Below are 24247 nucleotides of genomic sequence, written 5' to 3'. Positions count from 1 at the left end.
TCACACCGACCCTCGATCAAGGAGCACCCCCATGCGCCGTCTGCTGCCCGCACTCGCCGGCACCACCGCGCTCGCGCTCGCCCTGGCCGCCTGCGGCAACGACGGTGGCGAGTCGACCTCGAGCAACGAGCCCGACGCGCAGTCCAGCGTCGACCCCGCCTCCCTCGAGGCCGAGCTGACCTGGTGGGACACCTCGGACCCCACCAACGAGGGCCCGGCCTTCCAGGAGCTGATCTCGCAGTTCAACGAGGAGTACCCGAACGTCACCGTCAACTACGAGTCGGTGCCCTTCGACGAGGCGCAGAACAAGTTCAAGACCGCGGCGCAGACCGACTCCGGGGCGCCCGACATCCTGCGCGCCGAGGTGGCGTGGGTGCCCGAGTTCGCCTCGCTGGGCTACCTCTACGCCCTCGACGGCACGCCCCTGCTGGAGGAGACCAACTTCCTCGAGACCCCGCTGTCGAGCAACGTCTTCGACGGCAAGACCTACGGCGTCCCGCAGGTCACCGACACCCTCGGCCTGATGTACAACAAGGAGCTGTTCGAGAAGGCCGGCATCGAGGAGCCCCCCACCACGTGGGACGAGGTCGACGAGGCCGCGAAGGCGCTCCAGGGCGTCGGCGCCGAGGGCATCTACCTCAACGCCGCGGGCTACTTCACGCTCCCCTTCATGTACGGCGAGGGCGGCGACCTGGTCGACGTCGAGGCCGAGCAGATCACGGTCAACTCGCCCGAGAACGTCGCGGGCCTGCAGATCGCCCAGGACATGGTCAAGAGCGGTGTCTCGGTCAAGCCGGACGCCAACGACTCCTACGGCACCATGATGACCCTCTTCAAGGAGGGCAAGGTCGGCATGATCATCAACGGCCCCTGGGAGGTCGCCAACATCGATGCCGACAAGGCCTTCGGTGGCTTCGACAACCTCGGCGTCGCGCCCGTCCCGGCCGGCTCCGGTGAGCCCGGCGCCCCGGTCGGCGGCCACAACTACGTCATCTACTCGGGCATGGACGAGGAGAAGGCCGACGCGGCCACCGCGTTCGTCCAGTTCATGACCAGCCCCGAGTCGCAGGCCTTCATCGCCGACGAGCTCGGCCTGCTGCCCGCCAACGCCGACGCCTACGACCTGATCGAGGGCAACGAGAAGGTCGCGGCCTGGGAGCCGGCCCTCGAGGCGGCCCAGCCCCGTCCGTGGATCCCCGAGGGTGGCCTGTTCTTCACCCCGCTGGACCAGATGGCCACCGAGGTCCTGATCCAGGGCAAGGACCCGCAGGCGGCGCTCGACGCGGCGGCCGCGACCTTCAAGAGCGACGTCGTCCCCGAGTACTCCGAGTGACCTGCTCCTGACGCGGACGAGGGGCCGGGCCTGCCGGCCCGGCCCCTCGACCCGTACGCCCGAAACCCCAGCTCCGCCCCGCCCCTGGAGGTGCCGATGGCCACGACCACCCGGACGCCGGCCGACCCGACGAAGCCCGCGTCGCCGAAGGAACCCGGCCGGCTGCGCCGCAGCTACGACCGCAACTGGTACGCGTGGGCGATGGTGCTGCCGACCGTGCTGGTCCTCGGCGTGCTGGTGCTCTACCCGCTGGCCCAGGGCATCCTCCAGTCCTTCACCGACCTGACCGAGGCCAACCAGCAGGAGGTCATCTGCACCAAGACGCTCGGGGGTGGCGAGACCTGCGAGGAGAACCCGAACCAGGCCGAGTTCGTCGGGCTGAAGAACTACGTCGACGTCCTGACCGGTCAGCGCGGCGACTTCTGGCTGTGGTTCACCAACACGGTCGTCTGGACGACCGCGTGCGTCTTCTTCCACTACACGATCGGCCTGGGCCTCGCGGTGATGCTCAACCGCGACTTCCGGGGCCGCGGGATCTACCGGGTGCTGCTGATCGTGCCGTGGGCGGTCCCGGCGTTCGTGAGCGCGTTCGCCTGGCGATTCATGTTCAACCAGAACTTCGGGCTCGTGAACGCCGTGCTCGGCAAGATCGGCATCGACCCGGTCGCCTGGACCGATCACCGCTGGACCTCGCTCTTCACGGCGATCGTCGCCAACGTCTGGCTGGGCGTCCCCTTCATGATGGTCGCGCTGCTGGGCGGCCTGCAGTCGATCAACAACGACCTCTACGAGGCGGCGGCGATCGACGGTGCCTCGCCGTGGCAGCGCTTCTGGAACATCACGATGCCCGGGCTGCGCCCGGTGAGCTCGACGGTGATCCTGCTGGGCACCATCTGGACCTTCAACATGTTCCCGATCATCTTCTTCGTGACCGGTGGCGAGCCCGCCGGCCAGACCGAGATCCTCGTGACCGGCGCTTTCCGGGCGGCCTTCGAGGGCATCCGCAACTACTCGCTGGCGGCGACGTACGGCGTGCTGATCCTGTCGATCCTGGTGGTGTACGCCGGGATCTACCGGCGGGTCCTCAGCAAGCAGGGAGAGGTGTTCTGATGAGTGCCCCGGTCGAGGTCCTGCCGTCCCTGGTGGACGTCCCCCCGAAGCCCCGCCGCCACCGCACCCCGCTCGCCTCCGTGGCGTTGCACGGGACGATGCTGGCTGCGGTCGCCATCGCGCTGTTCCCGGTGGTGTGGGTGTTCCTGAGCTCGCTCAAGCCGCGCCAGGAGATCCAGCGGTCCACGATCGACCTGGTCAGCAGCCCGTCCCTCGACAACTACCGGGCGGTGCTCTTCGACACGAACTTCCCGACCTGGTTCCTCAACTCGGTGATCGTCGCGGTCTTCACCATGCTGATCGGGATCATGATGTCGGCGACCGCCGGCTACGCCCTGAGCCGCTTCAACTTCGCCGGCAAGCGAGGGCTGATGTGGGTCTTCCTGCTGACCCAGATGTTCCCGGTGGCGATCCTGATCGTGCCGATCTACACGATCATGGCCAACCTCGGCCTGATCGACACCAAGCTCTCGCTGATCATCGCCTACTGCACGGTGGCGGTGCCCTTCTGCGCCTGGATGCTGCGCGGCTACTTCGACACCATCCCCAAGGAGCTCGACGAGGCGGCGGCGCTCGACGGGCTCGGCCCGTTCCAGACCTTCTGGCGGGTGATCCTGCCGCTGGCGCGGCCGGGCCTGGCGGTGACGGCGTTCTACACGTTCATCACGGCGTGGGGCGAGGTCGCGTACGCGATCGCCTTCATCCAGACCAGCGACAACTACACCCTCGGTGCCGGGCTCAAGCAGTTCGTGCCGCAGTTCAACCAGCGCTGGGAGCTGCTCACCCCGGCGGCGATCCTGATCACCATCCCGGCCGGCATCGTGTTCTTCTTCGCGCAGAAGCACCTCGTCGCGGGGCTGACCGCGGGCGGCACCAAGGGCTGAGCGCTCCGGCTACGGTCGGTCGCATGCGGATGTTCGTGGCGCTCGTGCCGCCGGTGGAGGCCGTCGAGCACCTCGACGAGTTCCTGGCCGTCCGCCGGGAGGCCGCGCCGTTCCGCTGGACGCTGCCGGAGCAGGTCCACGTCACGCTCGCGTTCCTCGCCGAGGTCCCCGACCGTGCCCTGGAGGACCTCGTCGAGCGGCTCGCCCGCGCCGCGGCCCGGCGTACGCCGGTGGCGACCCGGATCGCCGGCGGCGGTGCCTTCCCGAACCCGGCCCGGGCGCGGGTGCTGTGGGCGGGGCTCGGCCTCGACGACGTGGGCCGGACCGAGGTGGGACGGATGGCCACCGGCGCACGGGCGGCGGCGTCGCGGGCGGGCGTCGCCGTGGACGGCCAGCGGTTCCGGCCGCACCTCACCGTGGCCCGGCTCGGCCGGCCCGCAGAGGTGTCGTCCTGGGTAAGGCTGCTCGACTCCTACGACGGTCCGGCGTGGACCGCCGACACCGTCTCGCTGGTCGCCTCGCACCTCGGCGAGGGGCCGCGCAACCGGCCCCGGTACGAGCTCGTCGAGCAGCTCCCGGTCGGGTGAATCCCGCGCCGCGCGCTGAGATGGCTGCCCCGACGACCCGACGTCCCCTAGGTTCGGCTGCGTGAGGATCGCTGTAGCCAGGGAGACCAGAGACGGGGAGTCCAGGGTCGCGATGGTGCCCGAGCTGGTCGGGAAGCTGACCGGGCTCGGGTACGACGTGGCCGTGGAGCCGGGCGCGGGCAACCACGCGCTGATCGCCGACGAGGAGTACGCCGAAGCAGGGGCGGTGCTCGACGAGGCCGCCCTCGACGGCGCCACGCTCGTCGTGTCGGTGCAGCCGCTCGACCTCGCGACGGCGCGACGGCTGGCCCCGGGGACCTCGACGATCTCCTTCCTGCCGACGATGCTCGAGCACGACCTGGTCGCCGCCTACCGCGACGGTGGCGTCACGTCGTACGCCGTGGAGCTGGTCCCGCGGATCTCACGGGCCCAGTCGATGGACGCCCTGTCCTCGCAGGCGCTCGTGGCCGGCTACCGCTGTGCCGTCGTCGCGGCCGGCATGCTGAGGCGCTTCTTCCCGCTCAACATGACCGCGGCCGGCACCGTCCAGCCCGCGCAGGTCGTGGTCCTCGGCGCCGGTGTGGCCGGCCTGCAGGCGATCGCGACCGCCAAGCGGCTCGGTGCCGTCGTCTCGGCCTACGACGTCCGGGCCGCGGCCGCGGAGGAGATCGCCTCGATGGGCGCGAAGCCGATCCACCTCGAGCTCGAGACCCTCGAGGGGTCAGGCGGCTACGCCCGCGAGATGACCGAGGACCGGGCGGCCCGGCAGCGGGAGCTGCTGGCGCCGTACATCGCCAAGGCCGACGCCCTCATCACCACCGCCGCCGTGCCGGGCCGGGCGGCACCGATGCTGGTGACGCGCGAGATGGTGGAGCTGATGTCGCCGGGCTCGGTCGTGGTCGACCTGGCGGCGGAGTCGGGCGGCAACGTCGAGGGCTCGGTCGCCGGCGAGGTGGTCCGGATCGGCAACGCCCAGGTCTGGGGCGGGCGCAACGTGCCGAGCCAGATGCCCGGCCCGGCGTCCCGCCTGTACGCCCAGAACATCGTCAACCTCGTCACCCTGATGACGCCCGCCGACGAGGAGGGCGTCACGTCGTTCGCCCCCGACCCGGACGACGAGATCGTCGCGGGGTCGTGCGTCACCCGCGACGGTGCGATCCAGCACGAGCCCACCCGCCTCGCGGTGGAAGGAGAAGCCGCCCATGAGTGAGCCGATCGTCTGGCTGACCATCTTCGTCCTCAGCGTCTTCGTCGGGATCGAGGTGATCTCCAAGGTCTCCTCGACGCTCCACACGCCGCTGATGTCCGGCGCCAACGCCATCCACGGCGTGATCCTGCTGGGCGCGATCATCGTGACCGCCCACGCCTCCGGGGTCGCCCTGGTGGTGGGGCTGGTCGCGATCGTGCTCGCCGCGGTCAACATGGTCGGCGGCTTCGTCGTCACCGACCGGATGCTGCAGATGTTCACGCGCAAGCGGACCCCGAAGAAGGGAGCGGCCGCGTGATCCCCACCTGGGCCCAGCTGGTCTACCTGCTCTGCGCGGTCGCCTTCATCCTCGCCCTCAAGGGGCTGTCGGGGCCGCGGACCGCGCGCGCCGGCAACCTCGTGGGCGCTGCCGCCGCGGTCGTCGCGTGTGCGCTGCCGTTCTTCTACCTGGAGCGGATCGACAACCTGTGGCTGATCCTGGGCGCCATCGCCGTCGGCACCGCGGGTGGCGTCTACGGCGCGCAACGGGTGCAGATGACGCAGATGCCGCAGATGGTGGCTCTCTTCAACGGCGTCGGCGGTGGCGCTGCTGCGCTGGTCGCGCTGCTCGAGCTCGAGGTGATCGTCGATGCGCCGGCCGACGCCACGGGCTGGTTCGTGCTGGTCGCGACCGCGTTCACGATCGTGGTCGGCTCGGTGTCCTTCGCGGGCTCGGTCGTCACGTTCGCCAAGCTCCAGGACCTGATGACCTCGCGGCCCGTGGTCTTCCCGGGGCTGGCGGTCGTCTTCGCCGCGACGCTGCTGGCAGCGCTCGGGCTCTCCGGCCTCCTCGTCGCCGACCCGGTGATGTGGATCGGCATCGTGCTCGCCCTGATCGGGCTCGCCTTCGGGCTGCTGCTGGTGCTGCCGGTGGGGGGTGCCGACGTCCCGATCGTGATCTCGCTGCTCAACGCCTTCACCGGCCTCACCGTCGCAGCGGGCGGCTACGTCCTCTCCAACACGCTGCTGCTCGTGGCCGGCACGCTCGTCGGTGCTTCCGGAACGTTCCTCACGCTGCTGATGGCCAAGGCGATGGGTCGCTCGGTGGCCAACATCCTCTTCGGGGCCCTCAAGGGCGGCTCGACCCTCGGCGCCGGCGAGGCCTCCGACCGGCCGGTGCGCTCGGCCGGCCCGACCGACGCCGCGATCATGCTGGGGTACGCCGACCGCGTGATCATCGTCCCCGGCTACGGCCTGGCCGTCGCGCAGGCCCAGCACACCCTCCGGGAGCTCGTCGACGTGCTGGTCGAGCGCGGCGCGGTCGTCGACTACGCCATCCACCCGGTCGCGGGGCGGATGCCCGGCCACATGAACGTGCTCCTCGCGGAGGCGCAGGTGCCCTACGAGCAGCTGCGCGAGATGGAGGAGATCAACGGCGACTTCAAGGACGCCGACGTCGTCCTGGTCGTCGGCGCCAACGACGTCGTCAACCCGGCGGCGAAGACCACCCCGGGTGCGCCGATCTACGGCATGCCGATCCTCAACGCCGACGAGGCGAAGCAGGTCATCTTCATGAAGCGCTCGATGCGCCCGGGATTCGCCGGTATCGAGAACGAGCTGCTCTTCGACGAGCGCACCACGCTGCTCTTCGGCGACGCCAAGGACACCATGGGCAAGCTGCTCAGCGCGGTGAAGGCGCTGTAGGGCGGTCACGGCAAACTCTCGGTCAAACCGCCACGGCCGACCCGGGCGGCACCGCATACTGCGGGGGTGTCTCGGGAGAGCGTGGCGGGTATGGGCGCGTCAGCCCTCGCCGCCGCCTGCCACCGGCACCGGGTCGCCCTCCTGCTGGTCCTGCTGTTCACCTCCTCCTTCGGGGTGCTGCTGACGGCCGACGCCGCGAGCCGGGTCCCGGCCGCCTGGCCTGCCGCCGGGCTCCTCACCGGGCTGCTCGTCGTCCTCGACCGCGCCCACCGCGCCACGACGAGCGCCCTCGCCGGCGCCCTCCTGGTGCTCGCGCACCTGCTGGCGGGCTACGACCCGCTGACCGCCATCGGCTTCTCGCTGGCCTGCGTCGCCGGCACCTGGGTCGCCTGGTGGCGGCTGCACCGTGGCCTCGGCGTACGCCGGGTCGGGCTGGCCGAGGAGGGTGACGTCTCGCGGCTGATCGCCGCGGCGTCCCTGGGCTCGGCCGTCTCGGCGGTCGCGGTGGCGGCGGTCGTGGCCGTCACGGGCGTGGGCTCGCCCTGGCTCGCGCTGGTCGCCGTCTTCGGGACCCATGCCGCGGCCCAGCTGATGCTGCTCCCGCTGTTCCTCGAGGGACCGCCCTTCGGTGCGCTCGCACCGGCGCGTGAGCGGGTGGTGCAGTCGGTGCTCACGCTCGGGGTCGCGGTACTGATCTTCAGCTTCGCACCGGTGCCGCCGCTGGTCTTCGCGGTGATGCCGATGTTCGCGTGGCTGGCCTTCCGCGGGACGCTCCGTGAGGCGAGCCTGCTGCTCACGGCGGTGGGCGTGATCGCCACGACCATGACCATGGCGGGGCTCGGGCCCGTCCACGAGCTCGGCTCCCGCTACGACGTGGCGCCCGAGCTCGTCACCGGCTTCCTCCAGCTCTTCCTCCTCGACTGCGCCCTCATCCTGCTTCCGCTGTCGGTCATGGCCACGCAGCAGCGGATGGCCGCGGCCCGCGCCAACGCCCGGCAGCGCACGCTCCAGCGGCTGGTCGACGCCGCGACCGGGTCGGGCGTCCTCGCCACCGACCTCGAGGGGCGGGTCGCCGTCTTCAACCCCGGCGCCGAGGTGATGCTGGGCCGGGCCGCCGAGGACGTGCTCGGGCAGCCCGCCGACCGGTTCTTCCGCGACGAGGAGCTCGGCCGTCACGCCGCCCGCCTCGGCACCCGGCCGCTGTTCGCGGACCTGTGTGCCGCCTCCGTCGCGGCCGACGACGACCGCCACCTCTGGGACGTACGCCGTCCGGACGGCGAGCAACGCACGCTCTCCCTGGTCGTGACCGGGATCCAGGACGAGCTGGGGGAGCCGTCGGGCTACCTGTGCGTCGCCGACGACGTCACCGAGCGCGAGGCCGCCCACGAGGCGCTCGTCGCGGCCCTGGACCACGAGCGGGACGCCGTCGAGCGGCTGCGCGACCTCGAGCAGGTCAAGGCCGACTTCGTCGCGACCGTCAGCCACGAGCTGCGCACCCCGCTGACGAGCATGATCGGCTTCGTCGAGCTGCTCGAGGACGGAGCCGTCGGCGAGCTCTCGGCCGACCAGCGGGCCGTCGTCAACCGGCTCGAGCGCAACGGCCGTCGGCTGCTGCTCCTGGTGGAGGACCTGCTGCTGCTCTCCCAGATCGAGGCCCGCCAGATGCAGCTCAACCCGACGAGGTGCGACCTGCGCGACGCAGCCCGGGCGGCGTACGACGCCCTCGGCCCGCTGCTCGCGACGCGGCACCTCGACATGGTCTTGCGGCTCCCCGACGAGCCGGTCGTGCACGAGGGCGACCCGGAGCAGGTCGAGCGGCTGGTGCTGAACCTGATCACGAACGGCGTGAAGTTCACCCCCGACGGTGGCCGGGTGGAGCTGGTCGTCCGGGAGCGGATCGACTCGGTGGAGATCGTGGTGCTCGACACCGGCATGGGCATCCCGGCCGACGAGCAGGACCAGCTCTTCACGCGGTTCTTCCGGGCCTCGACGGCGACGGCGCAGGCGATCCAGGGCACCGGGCTGGGCCTGACGATCGTGCAGGCGATCGTCGAGCGGCACGGGGGCCAGGTGTCGGTGTCCTCGAGCGAGGGGGTCGGCACCACCGTCGCGGTGAGCCTCCCCAAGGAGCTCTCAGGGGTGGGTCACTCCGCGACGCCGTAGAGCCGGTCGCCCGCGTCTCCGAGCCCGGGGACGATGTAGCCCTTGTCGTTGAGCTTCTCGTCGATCGCGCCGGTCACCACGGTGACGGGGACGTCGAGGTCCGCCAGCTCCTGCTCGAGCCGGGCGACGCCCTCGGGGGCCGCCAGCAGGCAGAGCGCGGTGATGTCGTTGGCGCCCCGGTCGACGAGGAAGCGGACCGCCGCCGCGAGGGTGCCGCCGGTCGCCAGCATCGGGTCCAGCACGTAGCACTGGCGGCCCGACAGGTCGTCCGGCAGCCGCTCGGCGTACGTCGACGCCTCGAGCGTCTCCTCGTTGCGGACCATGCCGAGGAAGCCCACCTCGGCGGTCGGCAGCAGCCGCATCATGCCGTCGAGCATGCCGAGCCCCGCGCGCAGGATCGGAACGACCAGCGGCTTGGGCCGGGCCAGCTTGACGCCCGTCGTGGGTCCGACCGGGGTCCGGATGTCCTTCGGCGAGACCCGGACGTCGCGGGTCGCCTCGTAGGCCAGCAGCGTCACGAGCTCGTCGGCCAGGCGCCGGAAGGTCGGTGAGTCGGTGGTCTCGTCGCGCAGGTAGGTCAGCTTGTGGGCGATCAGCGGGTGGTCGGCGACGTGGGTGCGCATGGCGAGAACCCTAGACCCCTCAACCGGACCTCTGACACTCTGGAGACGACCGCAGAACGTAGCCAGGAAAGGGAGTTCGTCATGGCCGACCAGCTGGACGGAGTCGACTTCGCTCTGGCTGCCTACCGGGAGGAAGGGGTCTGGCAGCTGCAGGAGCTCGCCCACGACGTGCTGGCCGACGTCGAGACCCTCTCCCACGCGCTACGACGGTTCCCGGGCGACGGCGGAGCCGTCGGTCTCGTCGCGATCGACGAGGACTTCTTCCTCGTCGTCCGCGTCGCCGGTGCCAGCACCCGCGTCCTGCTGTCCGACATCACCGCGGCCGAGGAGTGGGAGCTGGCGGCCTCGCTGGTCGACTTCCTCGGCCTTCCCCCGCCGGAGGACGACGACGAGCAGGCACCTGCCGGCGACCTCGACCTGCTCGGCGACCTCGGCATGCCCGCGATGGACATGGGCGTGCTGCTCGACGACTTCGACCTCTACCCCGACGAGATGCTCTCGGACGTGGCACGCCGGCTCGGCTTCGGCTCGCTCTTCGACGAGCACGTCGGGCTCGCCTCCTCCGCCTGAGTGCCGGGGTGACCGCGACGTACGACGCCGCCATGGGGGCTGCGCTGGAGGAGGCCCGTGCCGCGCTGGCGACGGGTGACGTCCCGATCGGCGCGGTGGTGCTCGACGCCGCGGGGGAGGTGGTGGCCACCGGCCACAACGTCCGCGAGGCGGAGTCCGACCCCACCGGCCACGCCGAGGTGGTGGCACTGCGGGCCGCGGCCCGCCGTCGTGGCGAGTGGCGGCTCGAGGGCTGCACGCTCGTCGTCACGCTCGAGCCCTGCACGATGTGCGCCGGCGCCGCGGTCCTGGCCCGCGTCGACCGCGTGGTCTTCGGGGCCCACGACGACAAGGCGGGCGCCGTCGGGTCGCTGTGGGACGTGGTCCGCGACCGGCGGCTCAACCACCGTCCGGAGGTGCTGGCCGGGGTCCGAGCGCCGGAGTGCGCGGCCCTGCTGGAGGAGTTCTTCCGCCGCCACCGGTGAATCGGTGGCCGCCGCCCGGTCGTCCCCTGCATGAGCGACCTCGACCTCCGTCCCGCCGCGGCGTCGACCGCGGCCCTGCTCGTCGGCGTGCGCGACGACCAGCTCGCCGACCCGACCCCCTGCCCCGACTGGACCGTCGGCGACCTCGTCGACCACCTCGGTGGCCTCGCCGTCGCGTTCACCCTCGCTGCGCGCAAGGAGTCCTACGACGCCGGACCGTCCGCCGACGCGACCCTGCTCGAGCCCGGCTGGCGGGACCGGGTCGCCGGTGCTCTGCACGGGCTGGGCGAGGCGTGGCTGGCCCCCGGTGCCTTCGACGGCACCACCCAGGCCGGTCCGGTCGAGATGCCGGCCGACGAGGCGGCGCTGGTCGCCCTCAACGAGGTGGTCGTCCACGGGTGGGACCTCGCCTCCGCCACCGGCCAGCCCTACGACCCGGACCCGGCCTCGGTCGCAGCCAGCCACGCCTTCGTCGAGTCCTTCGACGCGCCGGCCGACGACGGTGGGCTGTTCGGCCCGCGCGTCGACGTACCCCCGGCGGCGGAGCCGCTGCACCACCTGCTCGGCGCCACCGGCCGGGACCCGGGCTGGACGGCCTGAGGCGGATTTCGGCCGTCCCGGCCCCCTCCGGTAACCTTCCCGGCGGTGGCGTGTCCGAGCGGCCTAAGGAGAACGCCTCGAAAGCGTTTGTGGGTGCAAGCCCACCGAGGGTTCAAATCCCTCCGCCACCGCCAGCCAGCCGACAGCCGGGTCCCACGGGACCCGGCTGTCGTCGTCCGGGCACCCGCCGACCGATAGTGCGGTACGAATCGGTCGTCCCGGGCGCCTGACGACGACCGATCCGTGACGGACTATCGATCCATCGATGTGGGGGTCACGCCCGCTCCACCGGCAGCCAGAGCTCGCACGTGGCGGTCGAGAAGTCCTCGGCCCGGTCGAGGTAGGCCACGATCGAGGGACCCGGCCGCAGCCGCCACGGGTTCGACGGGAACCACTCGGTGGCGGTGGCGGCCCACGTCTCCTGCAACGTCGCCGGGTGCGGCCCGGAGGAGCGGAAGACCGCCCAGTGGCCGGCCGGGACCTCGATCTCGTCGAGCCCGGCCACGTCCGTCCCCGAGGCGACGGCGACGCCGTGGAGGTAGGTCAGCTCGGTGCCCTCCCGGCCGTCGGGGTCGACGTCGTCGCTGACCGAGAGCAGGCCCGGCGGGGTCCCGGACGAGAGGGCCTTGAGCCGCTGGTGCTCCTCGGGCGGGATGGCTGCGACGTGCTGCTGGATGTGGGGGTTGACGCCGTGGTGGACGAGCGGAACGCGGGTGGCGTGGCCGGCCAGGCGCAGGGCGGGGTGGTCGAGGACACGGGTGTCCATGGGGGTGCTCCCTTCGACGGTCAGGCGGAACCTGAGCTGCGGTTGTGTGCGGAGGGGGCCGCCGGACCGGCGCACGTCGCCCGGCGTGGCGCCGTGGACGGAGCGGAACGCCCGGCCGAACGCCTCGGTGGAGCCGTACCCGTGCCGGACCGCGATCGTCAGCAGGTCGTCCTCGCCCGCCACGACCTCGGCTGCTGCCACCGTCATCCGGCGGCGCCGGACGTACTCCGACAGCGGCATGCCCGCCAGCGACGAGAACATCCGGCGCAGGTGGTGCTCGGTCGTGCCGAGCGTGCGGGCGACCGCCGCCACGTCGAGCTCGTCGGTGAGCTGCTGCTCGACCACGTCGACCAGCCGGTTGAGCGCTCCGATCACGGCGACCTCCTTCCGGTGGACGAGCCTGCCCCGTCGACGGCGTGCTGCACCCGATCATCGCGGTCAGGTCCGATCGGAGTGGGTAGCCTCCCGCACCATGGCCTACGACCTGACGACCGGAGACGGTGACAGCGCGCTCGACGAGCGCCTCAGCAACGAGCTCGACCGCCACAACTTCGCGGCCGTCGGCCACGACGACCTCCGGGAGCTCACCGTCAAGGTCGAGGACGACGGCGAGCTGGTCGCCGGGCTGAGCGGCTGGACGTGGGGGACCTGTGCCGGCATCGGGATGGTGTGGGTGCGCGAGGCCGACCGGGCCGGCGGCTGGGGTGCACGCCTGCTCGCGGCCGCCGAGGAGGCCGCCCGGGAGCGCGGCTGCCGGCAGGTGCTGGTGTCCTCCTTCACCTTCCAGGCGCCGGAGTTCTACGCCCGCCACGGCTACACCGAGTTCGCGCGCTCGCCCGACCTGCCGGTCGAGGGCGAGGCCGACGTCCACTTCCTCAAGCTCCTGTGAGGCGCCGGACGTCGCGGAGTGGCATCGTGGACCCTGCAGCGGGCCGTGATCCCGCCGCAGGGGGTGCGCGGTGATCAAGGTCTTTCTCCTCGACGACCACGAGGTGGTCCGGCGCGGGCTGCGCCAGCTCCTCGAGGACGCCGGCGACATCGAGGTGGTCGGCGAGTCCGGCCTCGCCGTCGAGGCCGCCAGCCGGATCCCGGCGCTGCGTCCCGACGTCGCGGTGCTCGACGCGCGGCTTCCCGACGGGAGCGGCATCGACGTCTGCCGCGAGGTCCGGTCCGTCGACCCGACGATCAGCGCGCTGATCCTCACGTCGTACGACGACGACGAGGCGCTCTTCGCGGCGATCCTCGCCGGGGCGTCCGGCTACGTCCTCAAGCAGATCGGTGGCCACGACCTCGTCGACACCGTCCGCCGCGTGGCGGCCGGGCAGTCACTCATCGACCCCACCCTCACGGCGCGGGTCCTCGACCGGGTCCGCAACGGCGACCCGATGCCGAGCGAGCTGGCGGACCTGACGGAGCGGGAGCGCGAGATCCTCGGGCTGATCGCGGAGGGCCTCACCAACCGGCAGATCGGGGAGCAGCTCTTCCTGGCCGAGAAGACCGTGAAGAACTACGTGTCCAGCATCCTCGGCAAGCTCGGTCTCGAACGGCGTACGCAGGCCGCCGTGCTGGCCTCCCGGCTGCTCGGCTGACGGGACCTTGGTCCCTCGAGGGCCGGACCCACGCCCCTGACCCCGGAACCCTCCGCAGCGGTTGTCTGGAGGTGCCAGACAGGCACCTGACCAGGAGGACAGTCATGAACACCTCGACTCACGCCGGACATGCCGCCACCGCGTCCGACGCCACCACGCCGGTCGTGAGCAGGCCCGCCCGCCAGGCCCTCGCGGTCCTGCGGATCGGCTTCGGGCTCACGTTCCTCTGGGCGTTCTTCGACAAGCTGTTCGCTCTCGGCTTCGCCACCGGTCGCAGCGTCGACCCGGCCACCGGGGCAGAGACCGTGGACCGCTTCGGAGACGCCGCGTGGATCAACGGGGGGAGTCCCACCGAGGGCTTCCTCACCTTCGGCGCCAAGGGTCCCTTCCAGGACTTCTACAACTCGATCGCCGGCGACCCCTGGGCCGACTGGCTCTTCATGATCGGCCTGGCCGGCATCGGCTTCGCGCTGACGCTCGGCATCGGGATGCGGGTGGCCACCATCTCCGGCGCCCTGATGTACGTCCTGATGTGGACCGTCGTGCTGCCCCCGGAGAACAACCCGGTCCTCGACGACCACCTGCTCGGCGCGGTCACGATGATCGTGCTGCTGCTGACGGCCGCCGGCACCACCTGGGGCCTGGGGCAGGCGTGGAACCGCACCACGATGGTCAGCGGGAACCACTGGCTCCGCTGAACGCCCGGCACCGCACCCCCGACCACCCCGGGGGTGCGGTTGCCTGCGTGCCACCGTCCCGGACCTGGCTCAGCGCAGCGGCGCCCGCCAGGTGAAACGGGTGCCGTACGGCTCCACCGGCGCGACGACGAAGCTGCCACCGAGGTCGACCGCGCGGCGGCGGGCGTTGGCCAGGCCGCTCTCGCGGACCCCGTGGGCCGGACCGATGCCGTCGTCGCTCACCGAGAGCTCCAGCACCCGGTCGGCCACCCGGAGCTCGATCCGCGTCTCGGTGGCGGCGGCGTGGCGGGCCACGTTGCTGAGCGCCTCGCGCAGCACGGCGAGCAGCTCGTCGGCAACCCGGTCGTCGACCGCGGTGTCGACCGGTCCGTCGCTGCGCACCAGGGGCAGGAAGCCGAGCGGCTCGGCGTACTCCTCCGCGAGGGCCCGGACCTGCGAGAGCACGCCGCCGGTCCGGGCCTGGCGCAGCTCGAAGATGGTGGAGCGGATGTCGCGGATCGTCTCGTCGAGGTCGGCGACGGCCTGGTCGAGCCGTCCGGTCACCAGCGGGTCGCCGGCCTTCCCCCGCACCCCCTGCAGCTGCAGCCCGGTGGCGAACAGTCGCTGGATGACCACGTCGTGGAGGTCGCGGGCGATCCGGTCGCGATCGCTCACGACCGCCAGCGCCTCGCGGTCGGCCACCGCCTGGATCCGGTCGAGGGCCAGCGCCGCCTGGGTGGCGAAGGTCGCCATCAGCTCCCGCTCCTCCGACATCGCCTCACCCTGCAGCGGTCCGCCGGGGCGCAGCGCCACGAGCGCGGCGGCCGGGGTCAGGTGCGTGGGCAGCGGCACCAGGATCACCGGGTGCTCAGCCCCCACGGTCGACACCTCGTCGTCCTCGATCGCCCCCCGGACCGCCGCGGCCGCGGCGCTGACCACCTCGGCCACCCGGGAGCGGTGCCGGCCGTCGACGGCGACCAGCGTCGGTGCGTCGCCGTCGATCACCGCCACGCCGACCGGGTCGTCGGTGCCGAAGGCGCTGCGGGCGGCGATGGCGACCTGCTCGTAGGCCTCGGAGCGGTCGAGCTGCGGCTGCAGCACCTCCGTCAGCCGGGCGCTCGCCGCCAGCCAGCGGCGCTGCCGCTCGCTGCGGGCGTAGCTGCGGGCGTTCTCGATGACGAAGCCGGCCGCGTTGGCCAGCGCCTGCACCAGCCGCTCGTCCTGCTCGGAGAAGTCGCGGCCCCCGGCCTTCTCGGTGAGGTAGAGGTTGCCGAAGACCGTGCCCCGCACCCGCACCGGCACCCCGAGGAACGTCGTCATCGGCGGGTGGTGGGCGGGGAAGCCGACCGAGGCCGGGTGGGTGCCGAGGTCGCCGAGCCGCAGCGGGTCGGGGACCTCGGTCAGCAGGCCCAGGATCCCGTGGCCCCGGGGGAGGGCGCCGATCAGGGCGCGCTGCTCCTCGCTGATGCCGCGGTGGATGAAGTCGCTGAGCCCGCCGTCGCTGCCGATCACGCCGAGGGCGCCGTACGTCGCGCCGGTGAGGGTGCAGGCCGACCGGACGATCCGGTCGAGCACGTTGTGGAGGTCCAGGTCCGACCCGATGGCGACGACGGCGTCGAGCAAGGCGTGGTCGTCGCTGGTCAGCGTCGGGTCACCGGGATCGGGGCTCACCCGGCCATTGTGGCGGTGCGCGGGCCGATCCGTCGCCCGGTCAGGTCCTGCCACGGCAGCGAGACGTAGAGCCAGCGCTGTCCGCCGGCCCACGGCTGCGGGTCGTGGAGGTCGCGGATCCGCCGCAGCTCCTCGCTGTCCTCGACGAGCTGGCCAGGCCCGGTCGCCACGACGCTCCAGCCGGTGTGCTCCTCGGAGTCGACGTGGTCGATCTCGAAGGCCAACCGGCCACCGCCCCAGGAGTGCATGCCGAGCGCGCTGTAGGGGGTGGTGCGGAAGACGATCCGTTCGTCGTCGACGGCGTAGTTGACGGGGACGATCCGGGGACCGTCCGGCGTGCACACCGCGACCCGGCCCACCTGGCCCTCGCGCAACAGCTGAAGGCACGTGTCGTACGGCAGCTCGGCCGGGATCTTCATGGCGATGGCCTCCTCCGGGGGTAGGTGTGACTCGAGTCTGCTCCGCGGGAGACGGCACCCGGATGGGTCGAAGGTCCCGTGTGAGGATGGCCGGGTGACCTGGTTCGAGACCCCTGACGACGCCGCCTCGCGACTCGAGCGGACCGGCTACCTCGCCGACCCGGGGCTGGCGACCACGGCCTTCCTGGCGGGTCGGCTCGAGAAGCCGCTGCTCGTCGAGGGGCCGGCCGGGGTGGGCAAGACCGAGCTCGCCAAGGCCGTCGCCTGTGCCGCGGACGCCGAGCTGGTGAGGCTGCAGTGCTACGAGGGTCTCGACGAGGCCCGCGCGCTCTACGAGTGGAACTACAAGAAGCAGCTCCTCCGGATCCAGGCGAGTGGCGGCGAGGAGTCGTGGGGGGAGACCCACGACGACATCTTCACCGAGGAGTTCCTGCTGACCAGGCCGCTGCTCACCGCGATCCGGCGCGACCAGCCGACGGTGCTGCTGGTAGACGAGGTCGACAAGACCGACGTCGAGGTCGAGGGGCTGCTGCTGGAGGTGCTCTCCGACTCCCAGGTCACGATCCCGGAGCTCGGGACCGTTGCCGCCGTGCGCCGCCCGTACGTCGTCCTCACCTCCAACGCCAGCCGCGAGCTGTCGGAGGCGCTCAAGCGTCGCTGCCTCTACCTCCACCTCGACTACCCCGACGCCGACCGGGAGCGGGCGATCGTGGCCGGACAGGTGCCGGACCTGGACCGGCGGATCGTGGAGCGCCTGGTCGACACGGTGGGCCGGCTCCGCGACCTCGACCTCAAGAAGGCACCCTCCATCGCCGAGTCGGTGGACTGGGCGCGGACCCTGGTCGCGCTGCAGGTCCGCACCCTGGACGACGACGCCATCACCCGCACGCTCGGCGCCGTCCTCAAGCACGCCTCGGACACCGAGCGGGCCGTCAAGGAGCTGGGCCTGGGGTCATGAGCGGGCTCGTCGACCGGCACATCGTCTTCCTCGAGGCGCTGCGGGGCGCCGGCGTGCCGGTCTCCCTCGCCGAGGACCTCGACGCCGTCGCGGCGCTCTCGGTGCTGCCCTGGGACGAGCGCGCGACCGTGCGTGACGCGTACGCCGCCACCCTGGTCAAGAAGCACTCCCAGCGGCCGACCTTCGACGCGCTCTTCGACCTCTACTTCCCACGGCTCGTGGGCCGGCCCGGCCTCGACCACCGACCGCGACGACCTGGTCGCCAAGGACGGTCCCGAAGCGCTCGCAGACCTCCGCGAACGGCTCGCCGAGGCGCTCGGGTCCGGGGAGTCGGGCGAGCTCCAGGACCTGGCCGTCGAGGCCGTCGAGCGGTTCGGCGAGATGCCCGGTCGGGCCCCGGGGCTCTCGGGGTGGTCGGCCTACACGGCCCTGCGGCGGGTCTCGCCGGCCGAGCTGACCGAGCGGATCGTGGCGGGGCTGGTCGCGGGTGGTCGTACCGAGGAGGAGGCCCGCCGGGCGGCCGGCCGGCGGGTCGGAGGCTTCGCCGCCCTCGTCGAGGGCGACGCCCGCCGGCGGATCGCCGAGGAGAAGGGTCCCGACCACGTGGCCGACGTGGCGCTCCGGCCGACGATCGACCGGCTCGACTTCTCCTCCGCCCGCAAGGCCGACCTGGAGGAGATGCGTCGCGAGATCTACCCGCTGGCGCGCCGCCTCGCGACGCGGCTGGCCCGGGAGCAGCACGCGCGGCGCCGCGGACCGCTCGACGTCCGGCGCACGGTCCGGGCGTCGCTGTCCTCCGGCGGGGTCCCGCTCACCACCCACCACCGACCCAGGCGGCCGCACCGCACCGAGCTGGTGGTGCTGTGCGACGTGAGCGGGTCGGTGGCCAGCTTCGCGTCGTTCACGCTGCTGCTCGTCTTCGCGCTGCGCGAGCAGTTCACCAAGGTCCGCGCGTTCACGTTCGTCGACCGGGTGCACGAGGTGACCCACCACTTCCGGCCCGGTGCCGACGTCGCCGAGGTGATGGCGGACCTGGCGGCGAGCGCCGCGCACGCGGCGCTGTGGGGACGGACCGACTACGGACGGGCCTTCACCTCCTTCGCCGAGGAGCACGCCGACGCGCTCGGACCGAGGGCGTCGCTGCTGGTGCTCGGGGACGCCCGCTCCAACTACAGCGACCTCGCGCTGCCTGCCCTGCGCGAGCTCGCCGGCGGCGTCCGCCATGCGTGGTGGCTCAACCCCGAGCACCCCCGTCACTGGGACACCGGGGACTCGGCCGCCGGTCCCTACGGGGAGGTCGTCGCGATGGTCGAGTGCCGCAACCTGACCCAGCTCGGCGAGTTCGTCCACGACCTGGTGTGACCCACCCGGCATAACCCGCCGGTCACGCGCGTCGTTGACCCGGCACGACGACGCAACCGAGGAGGGCGCGTGAGGACCTGGCTGGTGTCCGCAGTGGTGGCCGTGTCCGGCCTGGTGGGGGTCTCCCCCGCCGCGGCCGGCGACGGGCAGGAGCCCGTCGGCGACGTACGCCGGGCGGTTTTCGTCGGCAACAACTGGGACGGCACGGCGACGGTGCTGGCCCCGCGCTCGTTCGAGCAGCTGGGCCGGATCGACATCATCCCGGACCGCGAGGAGCGGATGGCCGAGATCGCCCTCAACCCGGAGCGGCTCGCCTACTTCGTGGCGATCCGCGAGCTGATCGGCGAGGGCCACCACCAGTACGTCGACGACATGTACTCCTCCAACGACGGTCGGCTGCTCATCGTGTCCCGGCCCTCCTTCGCCGACGTGGTCGCCATCAGCCTGCGGACCGGTCGGATCCGGTGGCGCTTCCCGGTGGCCGGCCAGCGCTCGGACCACATGGCGGTCTCGCCCGACGGCCGCCGCGTCGTGGTGAGCGCGTCGACGGCCAACACCGTGCACGTGCTGCGGGTCCGTGACGGCGAGGAGCTGGGCTCCTTCCCCTCGGGCGGGTCGCCCCACGAGAGCGTCTTCATCGACGGCGGCCGCAAGATCCTCCACGCCAGCATCGGCCACGTCTACACCCCGACCGACCGCGACCTGGCCGACCCGACCAAGGGGGAGCGCGTCTTCCAGGTGGTCGACGCGCGGACCTTCGAGGTGCTGCGCCGCTACGACCTGCGCCGGACCTTCGACCGGGCCGGGAGGGACGGACTCAGCACCGCCGTCCGCCCGATGACGCTCTCGCGGGACGAGCGACGCGTCTTCTTCCAGGTCAGCTTCTTCCACGGGTACGTCGAGCTGGACCTCCGCACCGGCCGGCTGCTCGGCGTCACCCGGCTCCCCAACCTGGTCAGGGACACCCCGCGCGAGCAGTACCTGCTCGACTCCGCCCACCACGGGATCGCGATGAATCCTCGCGGCACCAGGCTCTGCGTCGCCGGGACGATGTCCGACTACGCCACGGTGGTCGACGAGGCCACCGGCCGGCGCGGTCCCCTGCTGCGGCGCGAGGACGGCAAGCCGTACTGGGTCACGCAGAGCGGGAACGGCCGGTCCTGCTACGTCTCGTGGAGCGGCACCGACGAGGTCTCCCGGATCTCCTACGCGACCGGTCGGATCGAGCGCACCGTCGACGTCGGCGACCACCCGCAGCGGATCCGCAACGGGTTCGTGAAGCGGTCGCTGGTGGCAGGGCTCCCCGACCACGTCCCGGACGAGGACGTGCAGTCGCCGCTCCCGCTCCGGTCGTCGCGCTGACCCCGCGCTGACTGCGCTCCCGCAGGGTGGAGCCGCCCGCTCGGCCCCGGTGCCCGCCGATAGACTGCGTCCTCGCCGCCCCTGCTCCGTCGCGAGGTGACACGTGTCGTTCGACGTCCACGACCTCGACACGTTCGTGCTCGTCGGCAGCGCCGTCACCCTGCTGGCGATCCTCGCGGTCCGGCTCTCGAGCCGCGCCGGGCTGCCCAGCCTGCTGATCTACCTCCTGATGGGGGTGGCCCTCGGCGAGGCCGGGCTCGGTATCGGCTTCGAGGACGCCCAGGTCGCCCACGCCCTCGGGTTCGCGGCGCTGGCGATCATCCTGGCCGAGGGTGGTCTCACGACCTCGTGGGCCGAGGTGAGGCCCGCGATGAAGCTCGGGGTCTCGCTGGCCACGATCGGGGTGGCGGTCTCGATCGCGGTGGTGGCAGTGGGCGCCCACTACCTGCTCGGTCTCCCGTGGCAGCTGGCGGTGCTCCTCGGGGCCGTCACGTCGCCGACGGACGCGGCCGCGGTCTTCTCGGTGCTCCGCGTGGTCCCGTTGCCGCAGCGGCTCAAGGGCACCCTCGAGGCCGAGTCCGGCCTCAACGACGCCCCGACCGTGGTGCTCGTGACCCTGGTGTCGAGCGGCGCGATGGCCGACCACGGGCTGCTCGGCGCCACCGGGATCGTGGCCTGGGAGCTGGTCGTCGGCGTCGCGTCCGGGCTGGTCTTCGGGTTCGGCGGCGCGTGGGCGATGCGGCGCGCGGCGCTGCCGTCCTCCGGCCTCTACCCGATTGCCGCGATGTGCCTCGCTCTGGTCTCGTACGGCGCCGCGTCGGCCGTGCACGCCTCCGGCTTCGCGGCCGTCTACGTCGCCGCGCTGGTCCTCGGCAACAGCGAGCTGCCCCACCGGGTCGCCACCCGTTCGTTCGCGGAGGGGGTCGCCTGGCTGGCGCAGATCGGCCTGTTCGTGATGCTGGGCCTGCTGCTCTCGCCGGGGACGATCACCCTCCGCACCGTCGCGCTGGCCGTCCTCGCCGGGTTGATCCTGACCCTGGTCGCCCGCCCGGTGTCGGTCCTGGTGAGCTCCGCGGCCTCGGACCTGTCGTGGAACGAACGCGGCTTCCTGTCCTGGGCGGGCCTGCGGGGTGCGGTCCCGATCGTCCTGACGACCATCCCGCTCTCGGAGGGCGTCCCCGGGGCGGACCGGCTCTTCGACCTGGTCTTCGTGATGGTCGTGATCTACACGCTGCTGACCGGCCCCACCCTGCCGACGGCCGCCCGGCTGCTGCGCGTGGCCAGCCGTTCGGAGCCGCGGGGGCTGGACGTCGAGGCCGCACCGCTCGACCGGATCGCCGCCGACCTGCTGCAGGTCAGCATCAGCCCGGCGTCGCGGATGCACGGGGTCGAGGTGGGGGAGCTGCGGCTGCCGGTGGGCGCGTCGGTCGCGATGGTGATCAGGAACGACGAGACGCTGGTCCCCGAGCGGCGTACGGTGCTCCGCCACGGCGACGACCTGCTCATCGTCACGCCCCGCCGGTTGCGCGAGAAGACCGAGAGGCGACTGCGCCAGGTCTCGGACTCCGGCCGGCTGGCGCAGTGGCTGGAACGCCCCCGCTGATCAGGCCCGTGGAGGGCCGCAGACCGAGGTGGCCTGACGTGCGACCACGGCGCGCTGGCCGGCCGTGAGGCTCTCGAAGTCGTCGCCCACCACGACCGCGATCCCCGCTCCGGGCGAGGAGCGCCGGACGACCCTGACGTCCTGGCCGAAGTGGCTGGCCACCAGGTCGACCGCGGGGTTCTTGGGCTCCTCGGTCCAGATCTGTACCCGCGCGACGCTCGCGCGGTCGGGGGCGTTGCCCTCGGAGCCCGCGGCGAACCCGGCGTCGGTGAGCAGGTTCATCGTCAGGCCGGCGAGCCCGACGCGGGTGCCGGCGTTGTAGACGCTGACCGTCACGTCGCGGCGGGTGATCCGGTCGCCGCGACCGAACTCGCGGTCCTCGCAGACCGCCGTCGAGGCCTCCTCGGGCAGTGGCTCGGTGAGCGCGGACCAGCCCCAGACGCCGCCGATGACGAGCAGGAGCGAGAGGACCCCGAGGGTCGCGATCGAGCGCGCCCGCGCCTCCATCAGCCCACCACCGCGTGCACCCGGGCGTGGAGCACCGAGCGCTGCTGCAGGGCGGCCCGGAGCGCGCGGTGGAGCCCGTCCTCGAGGTAGTACTCGCCCTCCCACTCCACGACGTGGGCGAACAGGTCGCCGTAGAAGGTCGAGTCCTCGTCGAGGAGCGCGTCGAGCTGCAGCGTGTCCTTGGTGGTGACCAGCTCGTCGAGCCTGACCTGACGCGGTGGCAGGGCCGCCCAGCCGCGGGACGTCAGCCCGTGGTCGGGGTAGGGCCGGCCCTGGCCGACTCGCTTGAAGATCACGGACGCAGCATAACGAGGGTCGTGGGGACCGCCCGGTCCCCGCGGAGTCTCCTGGATGAGTGATTCCCAGGGGAGTTGCCTGACCCGCGCCTCCCCGCATCCCGACTGGCTGCGTCGTCCTCGACCCGACGTGGCTCCGCCACACCTTCGCTCGTCCGCCGTGCCATCCGGGCGCGGATGAGGCGCTCGCTCGACCGGCACCCCCTGCGAATCACTCATCTACGCTGACGGCCATGACGGACAGCGCAGCGACGAGCCCCGACGACGCGGTCGCCGAGGGGATCGCGGCCGGCTACGCCTTCGAGGGGCCGGCCCTCGAGCTGGGTGGCCTGATGCTCGACGCGACCCGGCTGTCCGACGCACGGATCCGGATCCCGCTGTCGATGGTCAACCGGCACGGCCTCGTCGCCGGGGCGACCGGCTCCGGCAAGACCAAGACCCTGCAGCTGCTCGCCGAGCAGCTGAGCGCCCACGGCGTACCGGTCTTCGCGGCCGACATCAAGGGCGACCTGTCCGGCCTCAGCGTGCCCGGCGAGGGCGGCGAGAAGATCACCGCGCGGGCATCCTCAGTGGGTCAGGCGTGGCAGGCGACCGGCTTCCCGGTGGAGCTCTACGCCCTGGGTGGGCAGGGGACGGGGATCCCCCTGCGGGTCACGATGAGCTCGTTCGGCCCGGTGCTGCTCAGCAAGGTTCTCGGCCTCAACGAGACCCAGGAGTCCAGCCTGGGGCTGGTCTTCCACTACGCCGACCAGCGGGGGCTGCCGCTGCTCGACCTCGCCGACCTGCGCGCCGTGGTCCAGCACCTCGTCAGCGACGAGGGGAAGGCCGACCTCAAGGCGCTCGGCGGGCTGTCGGCCGCGACCGCCGGCGTGATCCTCCGCGAGCTCATCGGCTTCGCCGACCAGGGGGCGGAGGCGTTCTTCGGCGAGCCCGAGTTCGCGTCGTCCGACCTGCTGCAGACCGCCGCCGACGGGCGCGGGCTGATCAGCCTGGTGGAGCTGCCGAACCTCCAGGACCGGCCGGCGGTCTTCTCCACCTTCCTGATGTGGCTGCTCGCCGACCTCTTCCACGACCTCCCCGAGGTCGGCGACGTCGACCGGCCCAAGCTGGTCTTCTTCTTCGACGAGGCCCACCTGCTCTTCGACGACGCCTCGGAGGCGTTCCTCGACCAGATCGCCCAGACCGTCCGGCTGATCCGCTCCAAGGGGGTCGGCGTCTTCTTCGTCACGCAGAGCCCGACCGACGTGCCCGACGACGTGCTGGCCCAGCTCGGCTCGCGGGTCCAGCACCAGCTCCGTGCCCACACGCCCAGGGACGCCAAGGCGCTCCGGGCCACGGTGGAGACCTACCCCACGAGCTCCTACGACGACCTCGGCGAGGTGATCACCGGCCTGGGGATCGGCGAGGCGGTCGTGACCGTGATGAGCGAGCGCGGCGCGCCGACCCCGGTGGCCTGGACCCGGCTGCGGGCGCCCGAGTCGCTGATGGGCCCGGCCGACCCGGCGGCGATGCAGGCCGCGGTCGAGGCCAGTCCGCGGAACGCGACGTACGCCACGACCCTCGACCGGGAGTCGGCACGCGAGATCCTCGCGGCCCGGCTCGAGGAGGGCGCGGCCAAGGCGGAGGCCGAGGGGCAGACGGAGGCGGGTTCGACCGCGTCGAAGCCCAGGCCCAAGGCCAAGCCGAAGCCGAAGCCGAAGGAGGACGGCGGCCTGGTCCGCGACGTGGTGGAGTCGGACGCCTTCCAGGACTTCATGAGGACCGCGGCCCGCGAGATCGCCCGCGGGATGTTCGGCGCGGCACGCCGCTGACC

25 protein-coding genes and 1 tRNA gene are annotated in these 24247 nt (G+C 72.3%); 20 read left to right on the top strand and 6 right to left on the bottom strand.

The window, feature by feature from the left end:
• The first annotated feature begins 31 nt into the window (after nucleotides 1–31).
• The 8 genes from EXE57_RS10650 to EXE57_RS10615 all read left to right on the top strand — a co-directional run bounded on the left by EXE57_RS10650 (nucleotide 32) and on the right by EXE57_RS10615 (nucleotide 8967).
• The gene (locus tag EXE57_RS10650; protein WP_135077343.1) at nucleotides 32–1333 is read left to right on the top strand and encodes an extracellular solute-binding protein; all 1302 of its coding nucleotides are present in this window, start codon (nucleotides 32–34) and stop codon (nucleotides 1331–1333) included.
• Between the two features lie 96 nt (nucleotides 1334–1429).
• Nucleotides 1430–2443, top strand: coding sequence for a carbohydrate ABC transporter permease (locus tag EXE57_RS10645; protein ID WP_135077341.1), 1014 nt, complete (start codon nucleotides 1430–1432; stop codon nucleotides 2441–2443).
• Nucleotides 2443–3327 carry a sugar ABC transporter permease gene (locus tag EXE57_RS10640; protein ID WP_135077339.1) on the top strand — a complete coding sequence of 295 codons (885 nt, stop codon included), beginning with the start codon at nucleotides 2443–2445 and terminating at the stop codon, nucleotides 3325–3327. The genes EXE57_RS10645 and EXE57_RS10640 overlap by 1 nt, the downstream gene beginning before the upstream one ends.
• Nucleotides 3328–3350: 23 nt before the next feature.
• Nucleotides 3351–3914 (top strand): RNA 2',3'-cyclic phosphodiesterase, encoded by a 564-nt coding sequence (thpR, locus tag EXE57_RS10635; RefSeq protein WP_135077337.1) that lies wholly within the window; start codon nucleotides 3351–3353, stop codon nucleotides 3912–3914.
• A 61-nt stretch (nucleotides 3915–3975) separates the two neighbouring features.
• Nucleotides 3976–5124 (top strand): NAD(P) transhydrogenase subunit alpha, encoded by a 1149-nt coding sequence (locus EXE57_RS10630; protein WP_135077335.1) that lies wholly within the window; start codon nucleotides 3976–3978, stop codon nucleotides 5122–5124.
• Nucleotides 5117–5419: an NAD(P) transhydrogenase subunit alpha part 2 gene (locus EXE57_RS10625; protein WP_135077333.1), complete on the top strand. Its 303-nt coding sequence runs from the start codon at nucleotides 5117–5119 to the stop codon at nucleotides 5417–5419. Before EXE57_RS10630 ends, EXE57_RS10625 begins: the two co-directional genes overlap by 8 nt.
• Nucleotides 5416–6804, top strand: coding sequence for an NAD(P)(+) transhydrogenase (Re/Si-specific) subunit beta (locus EXE57_RS10620; RefSeq protein WP_135077331.1), 1389 nt, complete (start codon nucleotides 5416–5418; stop codon nucleotides 6802–6804). Before EXE57_RS10625 ends, EXE57_RS10620 begins: the two co-directional genes overlap by 4 nt.
• A 90-nt stretch (nucleotides 6805–6894) precedes the next feature.
• Nucleotides 6895–8967: an ATP-binding protein gene (locus EXE57_RS10615; protein WP_135077329.1), complete on the top strand. Its 2073-nt coding sequence runs from the start codon at nucleotides 6895–6897 to the stop codon at nucleotides 8965–8967.
• Here EXE57_RS10615 and upp read toward each other — a convergent pair.
• Nucleotides 8949–9590: a uracil phosphoribosyltransferase gene (gene upp, locus EXE57_RS10610; protein WP_135077327.1), complete on the bottom strand. Its 642-nt coding sequence runs from the start codon at nucleotides 9588–9590 to the stop codon at nucleotides 8949–8951. The genes EXE57_RS10615 and upp overlap by 19 nt on opposite strands.
• 81 nt (nucleotides 9591–9671) lie before the next feature.
• Here upp and EXE57_RS10605 point away from each other — a divergent pair, with 81 nt between their 5' ends.
• The 4 genes from EXE57_RS10605 (at nucleotide 9672) to EXE57_RS10590 (ending at nucleotide 11358) form a co-directional block, all read left to right on the top strand.
• Nucleotides 9672–10160, top strand: a complete 489-nt coding sequence (locus EXE57_RS10605) for a tRNA adenosine deaminase-associated protein (RefSeq protein WP_135077325.1) — start codon at nucleotides 9672–9674, stop codon at nucleotides 10158–10160.
• A 32-nt stretch (nucleotides 10161–10192) separates the two neighbouring features.
• Nucleotides 10193–10624, top strand: coding sequence for a nucleoside deaminase (locus EXE57_RS10600; RefSeq protein ID WP_135080842.1), 432 nt, complete (start codon nucleotides 10193–10195; stop codon nucleotides 10622–10624).
• 30 nt (nucleotides 10625–10654) lie between these two features.
• Nucleotides 10655–11224 carry a TIGR03086 family metal-binding protein gene (locus EXE57_RS10595; protein ID WP_135077323.1) on the top strand — a complete coding sequence of 190 codons (570 nt, stop codon included), beginning with the start codon at nucleotides 10655–10657 and terminating at the stop codon, nucleotides 11222–11224.
• Nucleotides 11225–11268: 44 nt separating this feature from the next.
• A tRNA-Ser gene (locus EXE57_RS10590) sits at nucleotides 11269–11358 on the top strand.
• 140 nt (nucleotides 11359–11498) lie between these two features.
• On the opposite strand, the gene EXE57_RS10585 is transcribed toward EXE57_RS10590, so the two are convergent.
• On the bottom strand, nucleotides 11499–12365 hold the full coding sequence (locus tag EXE57_RS10585) for an AraC family transcriptional regulator (protein ID WP_135077321.1): 867 nt from the start codon (nucleotides 12363–12365) through the stop codon (nucleotides 11499–11501).
• 97 nt (nucleotides 12366–12462) lie between these two features.
• Between EXE57_RS10585 and EXE57_RS10580 the strand changes: the two genes are divergently transcribed.
• The 3 genes from EXE57_RS10580 (at nucleotide 12463) to EXE57_RS10570 (ending at nucleotide 14277) form a co-directional block, all read left to right on the top strand.
• Nucleotides 12463–12879 carry a GNAT family N-acetyltransferase gene (locus EXE57_RS10580; protein WP_135077319.1) on the top strand — a complete coding sequence of 139 codons (417 nt, stop codon included), beginning with the start codon at nucleotides 12463–12465 and terminating at the stop codon, nucleotides 12877–12879.
• A 70-nt stretch (nucleotides 12880–12949) separates the two neighbouring features.
• A complete protein-coding gene (locus EXE57_RS10575; RefSeq protein ID WP_135077317.1) occupies nucleotides 12950–13579 on the top strand; it encodes a response regulator in 630 nt (209 codons plus the stop codon).
• Between the two features lie 104 nt (nucleotides 13580–13683).
• A complete protein-coding gene (locus tag EXE57_RS10570; RefSeq protein ID WP_135077315.1) occupies nucleotides 13684–14277 on the top strand; it encodes a hypothetical protein in 594 nt (197 codons plus the stop codon).
• A gap of 69 nt (nucleotides 14278–14346) precedes the next feature.
• Here EXE57_RS10570 and EXE57_RS10565 read toward each other — a convergent pair whose 3' ends face one another.
• Both EXE57_RS10565 and EXE57_RS10560 read right to left on the bottom strand, forming a co-directional pair.
• The gene (locus EXE57_RS10565) at nucleotides 14347–15927 is read right to left on the bottom strand and encodes a GAF domain-containing sensor histidine kinase (RefSeq protein WP_167305874.1); all 1581 of its coding nucleotides are present in this window, start codon (nucleotides 15925–15927) and stop codon (nucleotides 14347–14349) included.
• On the bottom strand, nucleotides 15924–16346 hold the full coding sequence (locus tag EXE57_RS10560) for a pyridoxamine 5'-phosphate oxidase family protein (protein WP_135077311.1): 423 nt from the start codon (nucleotides 16344–16346) through the stop codon (nucleotides 15924–15926). Before EXE57_RS10560 ends, EXE57_RS10565 begins: the two co-directional genes overlap by 4 nt.
• A 94-nt stretch (nucleotides 16347–16440) precedes the next feature.
• Between EXE57_RS10560 and EXE57_RS10555 the strand changes: the two genes are divergently transcribed.
• From EXE57_RS10555 to EXE57_RS10540, 4 genes are all read left to right on the top strand, one after another.
• Nucleotides 16441–17304, top strand: a complete 864-nt coding sequence (locus EXE57_RS10555; protein WP_244246784.1) for an AAA family ATPase — start codon at nucleotides 16441–16443, stop codon at nucleotides 17302–17304.
• Nucleotides 17305–17436: 132 nt separating this feature from the next.
• Nucleotides 17437–18666 carry a VWA domain-containing protein gene (locus EXE57_RS10550; protein WP_244246783.1) on the top strand — a complete coding sequence of 410 codons (1230 nt, stop codon included), beginning with the start codon at nucleotides 17437–17439 and terminating at the stop codon, nucleotides 18664–18666.
• A 69-nt stretch (nucleotides 18667–18735) separates the two neighbouring features.
• A complete protein-coding gene (locus tag EXE57_RS10545) occupies nucleotides 18736–20028 on the top strand; it encodes a YncE family protein (RefSeq protein ID WP_208542818.1) in 1293 nt (430 codons plus the stop codon).
• Nucleotides 20029–20131: 103 nt separating this feature from the next.
• Nucleotides 20132–21631 (top strand): potassium/proton antiporter, encoded by a 1500-nt coding sequence (locus tag EXE57_RS10540; protein ID WP_135077309.1) that lies wholly within the window; start codon nucleotides 20132–20134, stop codon nucleotides 21629–21631.
• On the opposite strand, the gene EXE57_RS10535 is transcribed toward EXE57_RS10540, so the two are convergent.
• Both EXE57_RS10535 and EXE57_RS10530 read right to left on the bottom strand, forming a co-directional pair.
• Nucleotides 21632–22138: a LytR C-terminal domain-containing protein gene (locus EXE57_RS10535; RefSeq protein ID WP_135077307.1), complete on the bottom strand. Its 507-nt coding sequence runs from the start codon at nucleotides 22136–22138 to the stop codon at nucleotides 21632–21634.
• A complete protein-coding gene (locus EXE57_RS10530) occupies nucleotides 22138–22434 on the bottom strand; it encodes a type II toxin-antitoxin system VapB family antitoxin (protein WP_135077305.1) in 297 nt (98 codons plus the stop codon). Before EXE57_RS10530 ends, EXE57_RS10535 begins: the two co-directional genes overlap by 1 nt.
• Before the next feature lie 233 nt (nucleotides 22435–22667).
• On the opposite strand from EXE57_RS10530, the gene EXE57_RS10525 reads away from it, so the two are divergent.
• Nucleotides 22668–24245, top strand: coding sequence for a helicase HerA-like domain-containing protein (locus tag EXE57_RS10525; protein WP_167305873.1), 1578 nt, complete (start codon nucleotides 22668–22670; stop codon nucleotides 24243–24245).
• Nucleotides 24246–24247: the final 2 nt, after the last annotated feature.

The organism is Nocardioides euryhalodurans (assembly GCF_004564375.1).
Taxonomy (GTDB): domain Bacteria; phylum Actinomycetota; class Actinomycetes; order Propionibacteriales; family Nocardioidaceae; genus Nocardioides; species Nocardioides euryhalodurans.
The sequence above is the reverse complement of the archived record's forward strand: the minus strand, read 5'-3'. Positions and strand labels throughout refer to the sequence as shown.

Coding starts and splice junctions, on each gene's coding strand:
- EXE57_RS10570 (WP_135077315.1), top strand. CDS start 13,684: ATGAACACCTCGACTCACGCCGGACATGCCGCCACCGCGTCCGACGCC.
- EXE57_RS10640 (WP_135077339.1), top strand. CDS start 2,443: ATGAGTGCCCCGGTCGAGGTCCTGCCGTCCCTGGTGGACGTCCCCCCG.
- EXE57_RS10595 (WP_135077323.1), top strand. CDS start 10,655: ATGAGCGACCTCGACCTCCGTCCCGCCGCGGCGTCGACCGCGGCCCTG.
- EXE57_RS10525 (WP_167305873.1), top strand. CDS start 22,668: ATGACGGACAGCGCAGCGACGAGCCCCGACGACGCGGTCGCCGAGGGG.
- EXE57_RS10645 (WP_135077341.1), top strand. CDS start 1,430: ATGGCCACGACCACCCGGACGCCGGCCGACCCGACGAAGCCCGCGTCG.
- EXE57_RS10560 (WP_135077311.1), bottom strand. CDS start 16,346: ATGAAGATCCCGGCCGAGCTGCCGTACGACACGTGCCTTCAGCTGTTG.
- EXE57_RS10615 (WP_135077329.1), top strand. CDS start 6,895: ATGGGCGCGTCAGCCCTCGCCGCCGCCTGCCACCGGCACCGGGTCGCC.
- EXE57_RS10650 (WP_135077343.1), top strand. CDS start 32: ATGCGCCGTCTGCTGCCCGCACTCGCCGGCACCACCGCGCTCGCGCTC.
- thpR (WP_135077337.1), top strand. CDS start 3,351: ATGCGGATGTTCGTGGCGCTCGTGCCGCCGGTGGAGGCCGTCGAGCAC.
- EXE57_RS10580 (WP_135077319.1), top strand. CDS start 12,463: ATGGCCTACGACCTGACGACCGGAGACGGTGACAGCGCGCTCGACGAG.
- EXE57_RS10605 (WP_135077325.1), top strand. CDS start 9,672: ATGGCCGACCAGCTGGACGGAGTCGACTTCGCTCTGGCTGCCTACCGG.
- EXE57_RS10625 (WP_135077333.1), top strand. CDS start 5,117: ATGAGTGAGCCGATCGTCTGGCTGACCATCTTCGTCCTCAGCGTCTTC.
- EXE57_RS10535 (WP_135077307.1), bottom strand. CDS start 22,138: ATGGAGGCGCGGGCGCGCTCGATCGCGACCCTCGGGGTCCTCTCGCTC.
- EXE57_RS10600 (WP_135080842.1), top strand. CDS start 10,193: ATGGGGGCTGCGCTGGAGGAGGCCCGTGCCGCGCTGGCGACGGGTGAC.
- upp (WP_135077327.1), bottom strand. CDS start 9,590: ATGCGCACCCACGTCGCCGACCACCCGCTGATCGCCCACAAGCTGACC.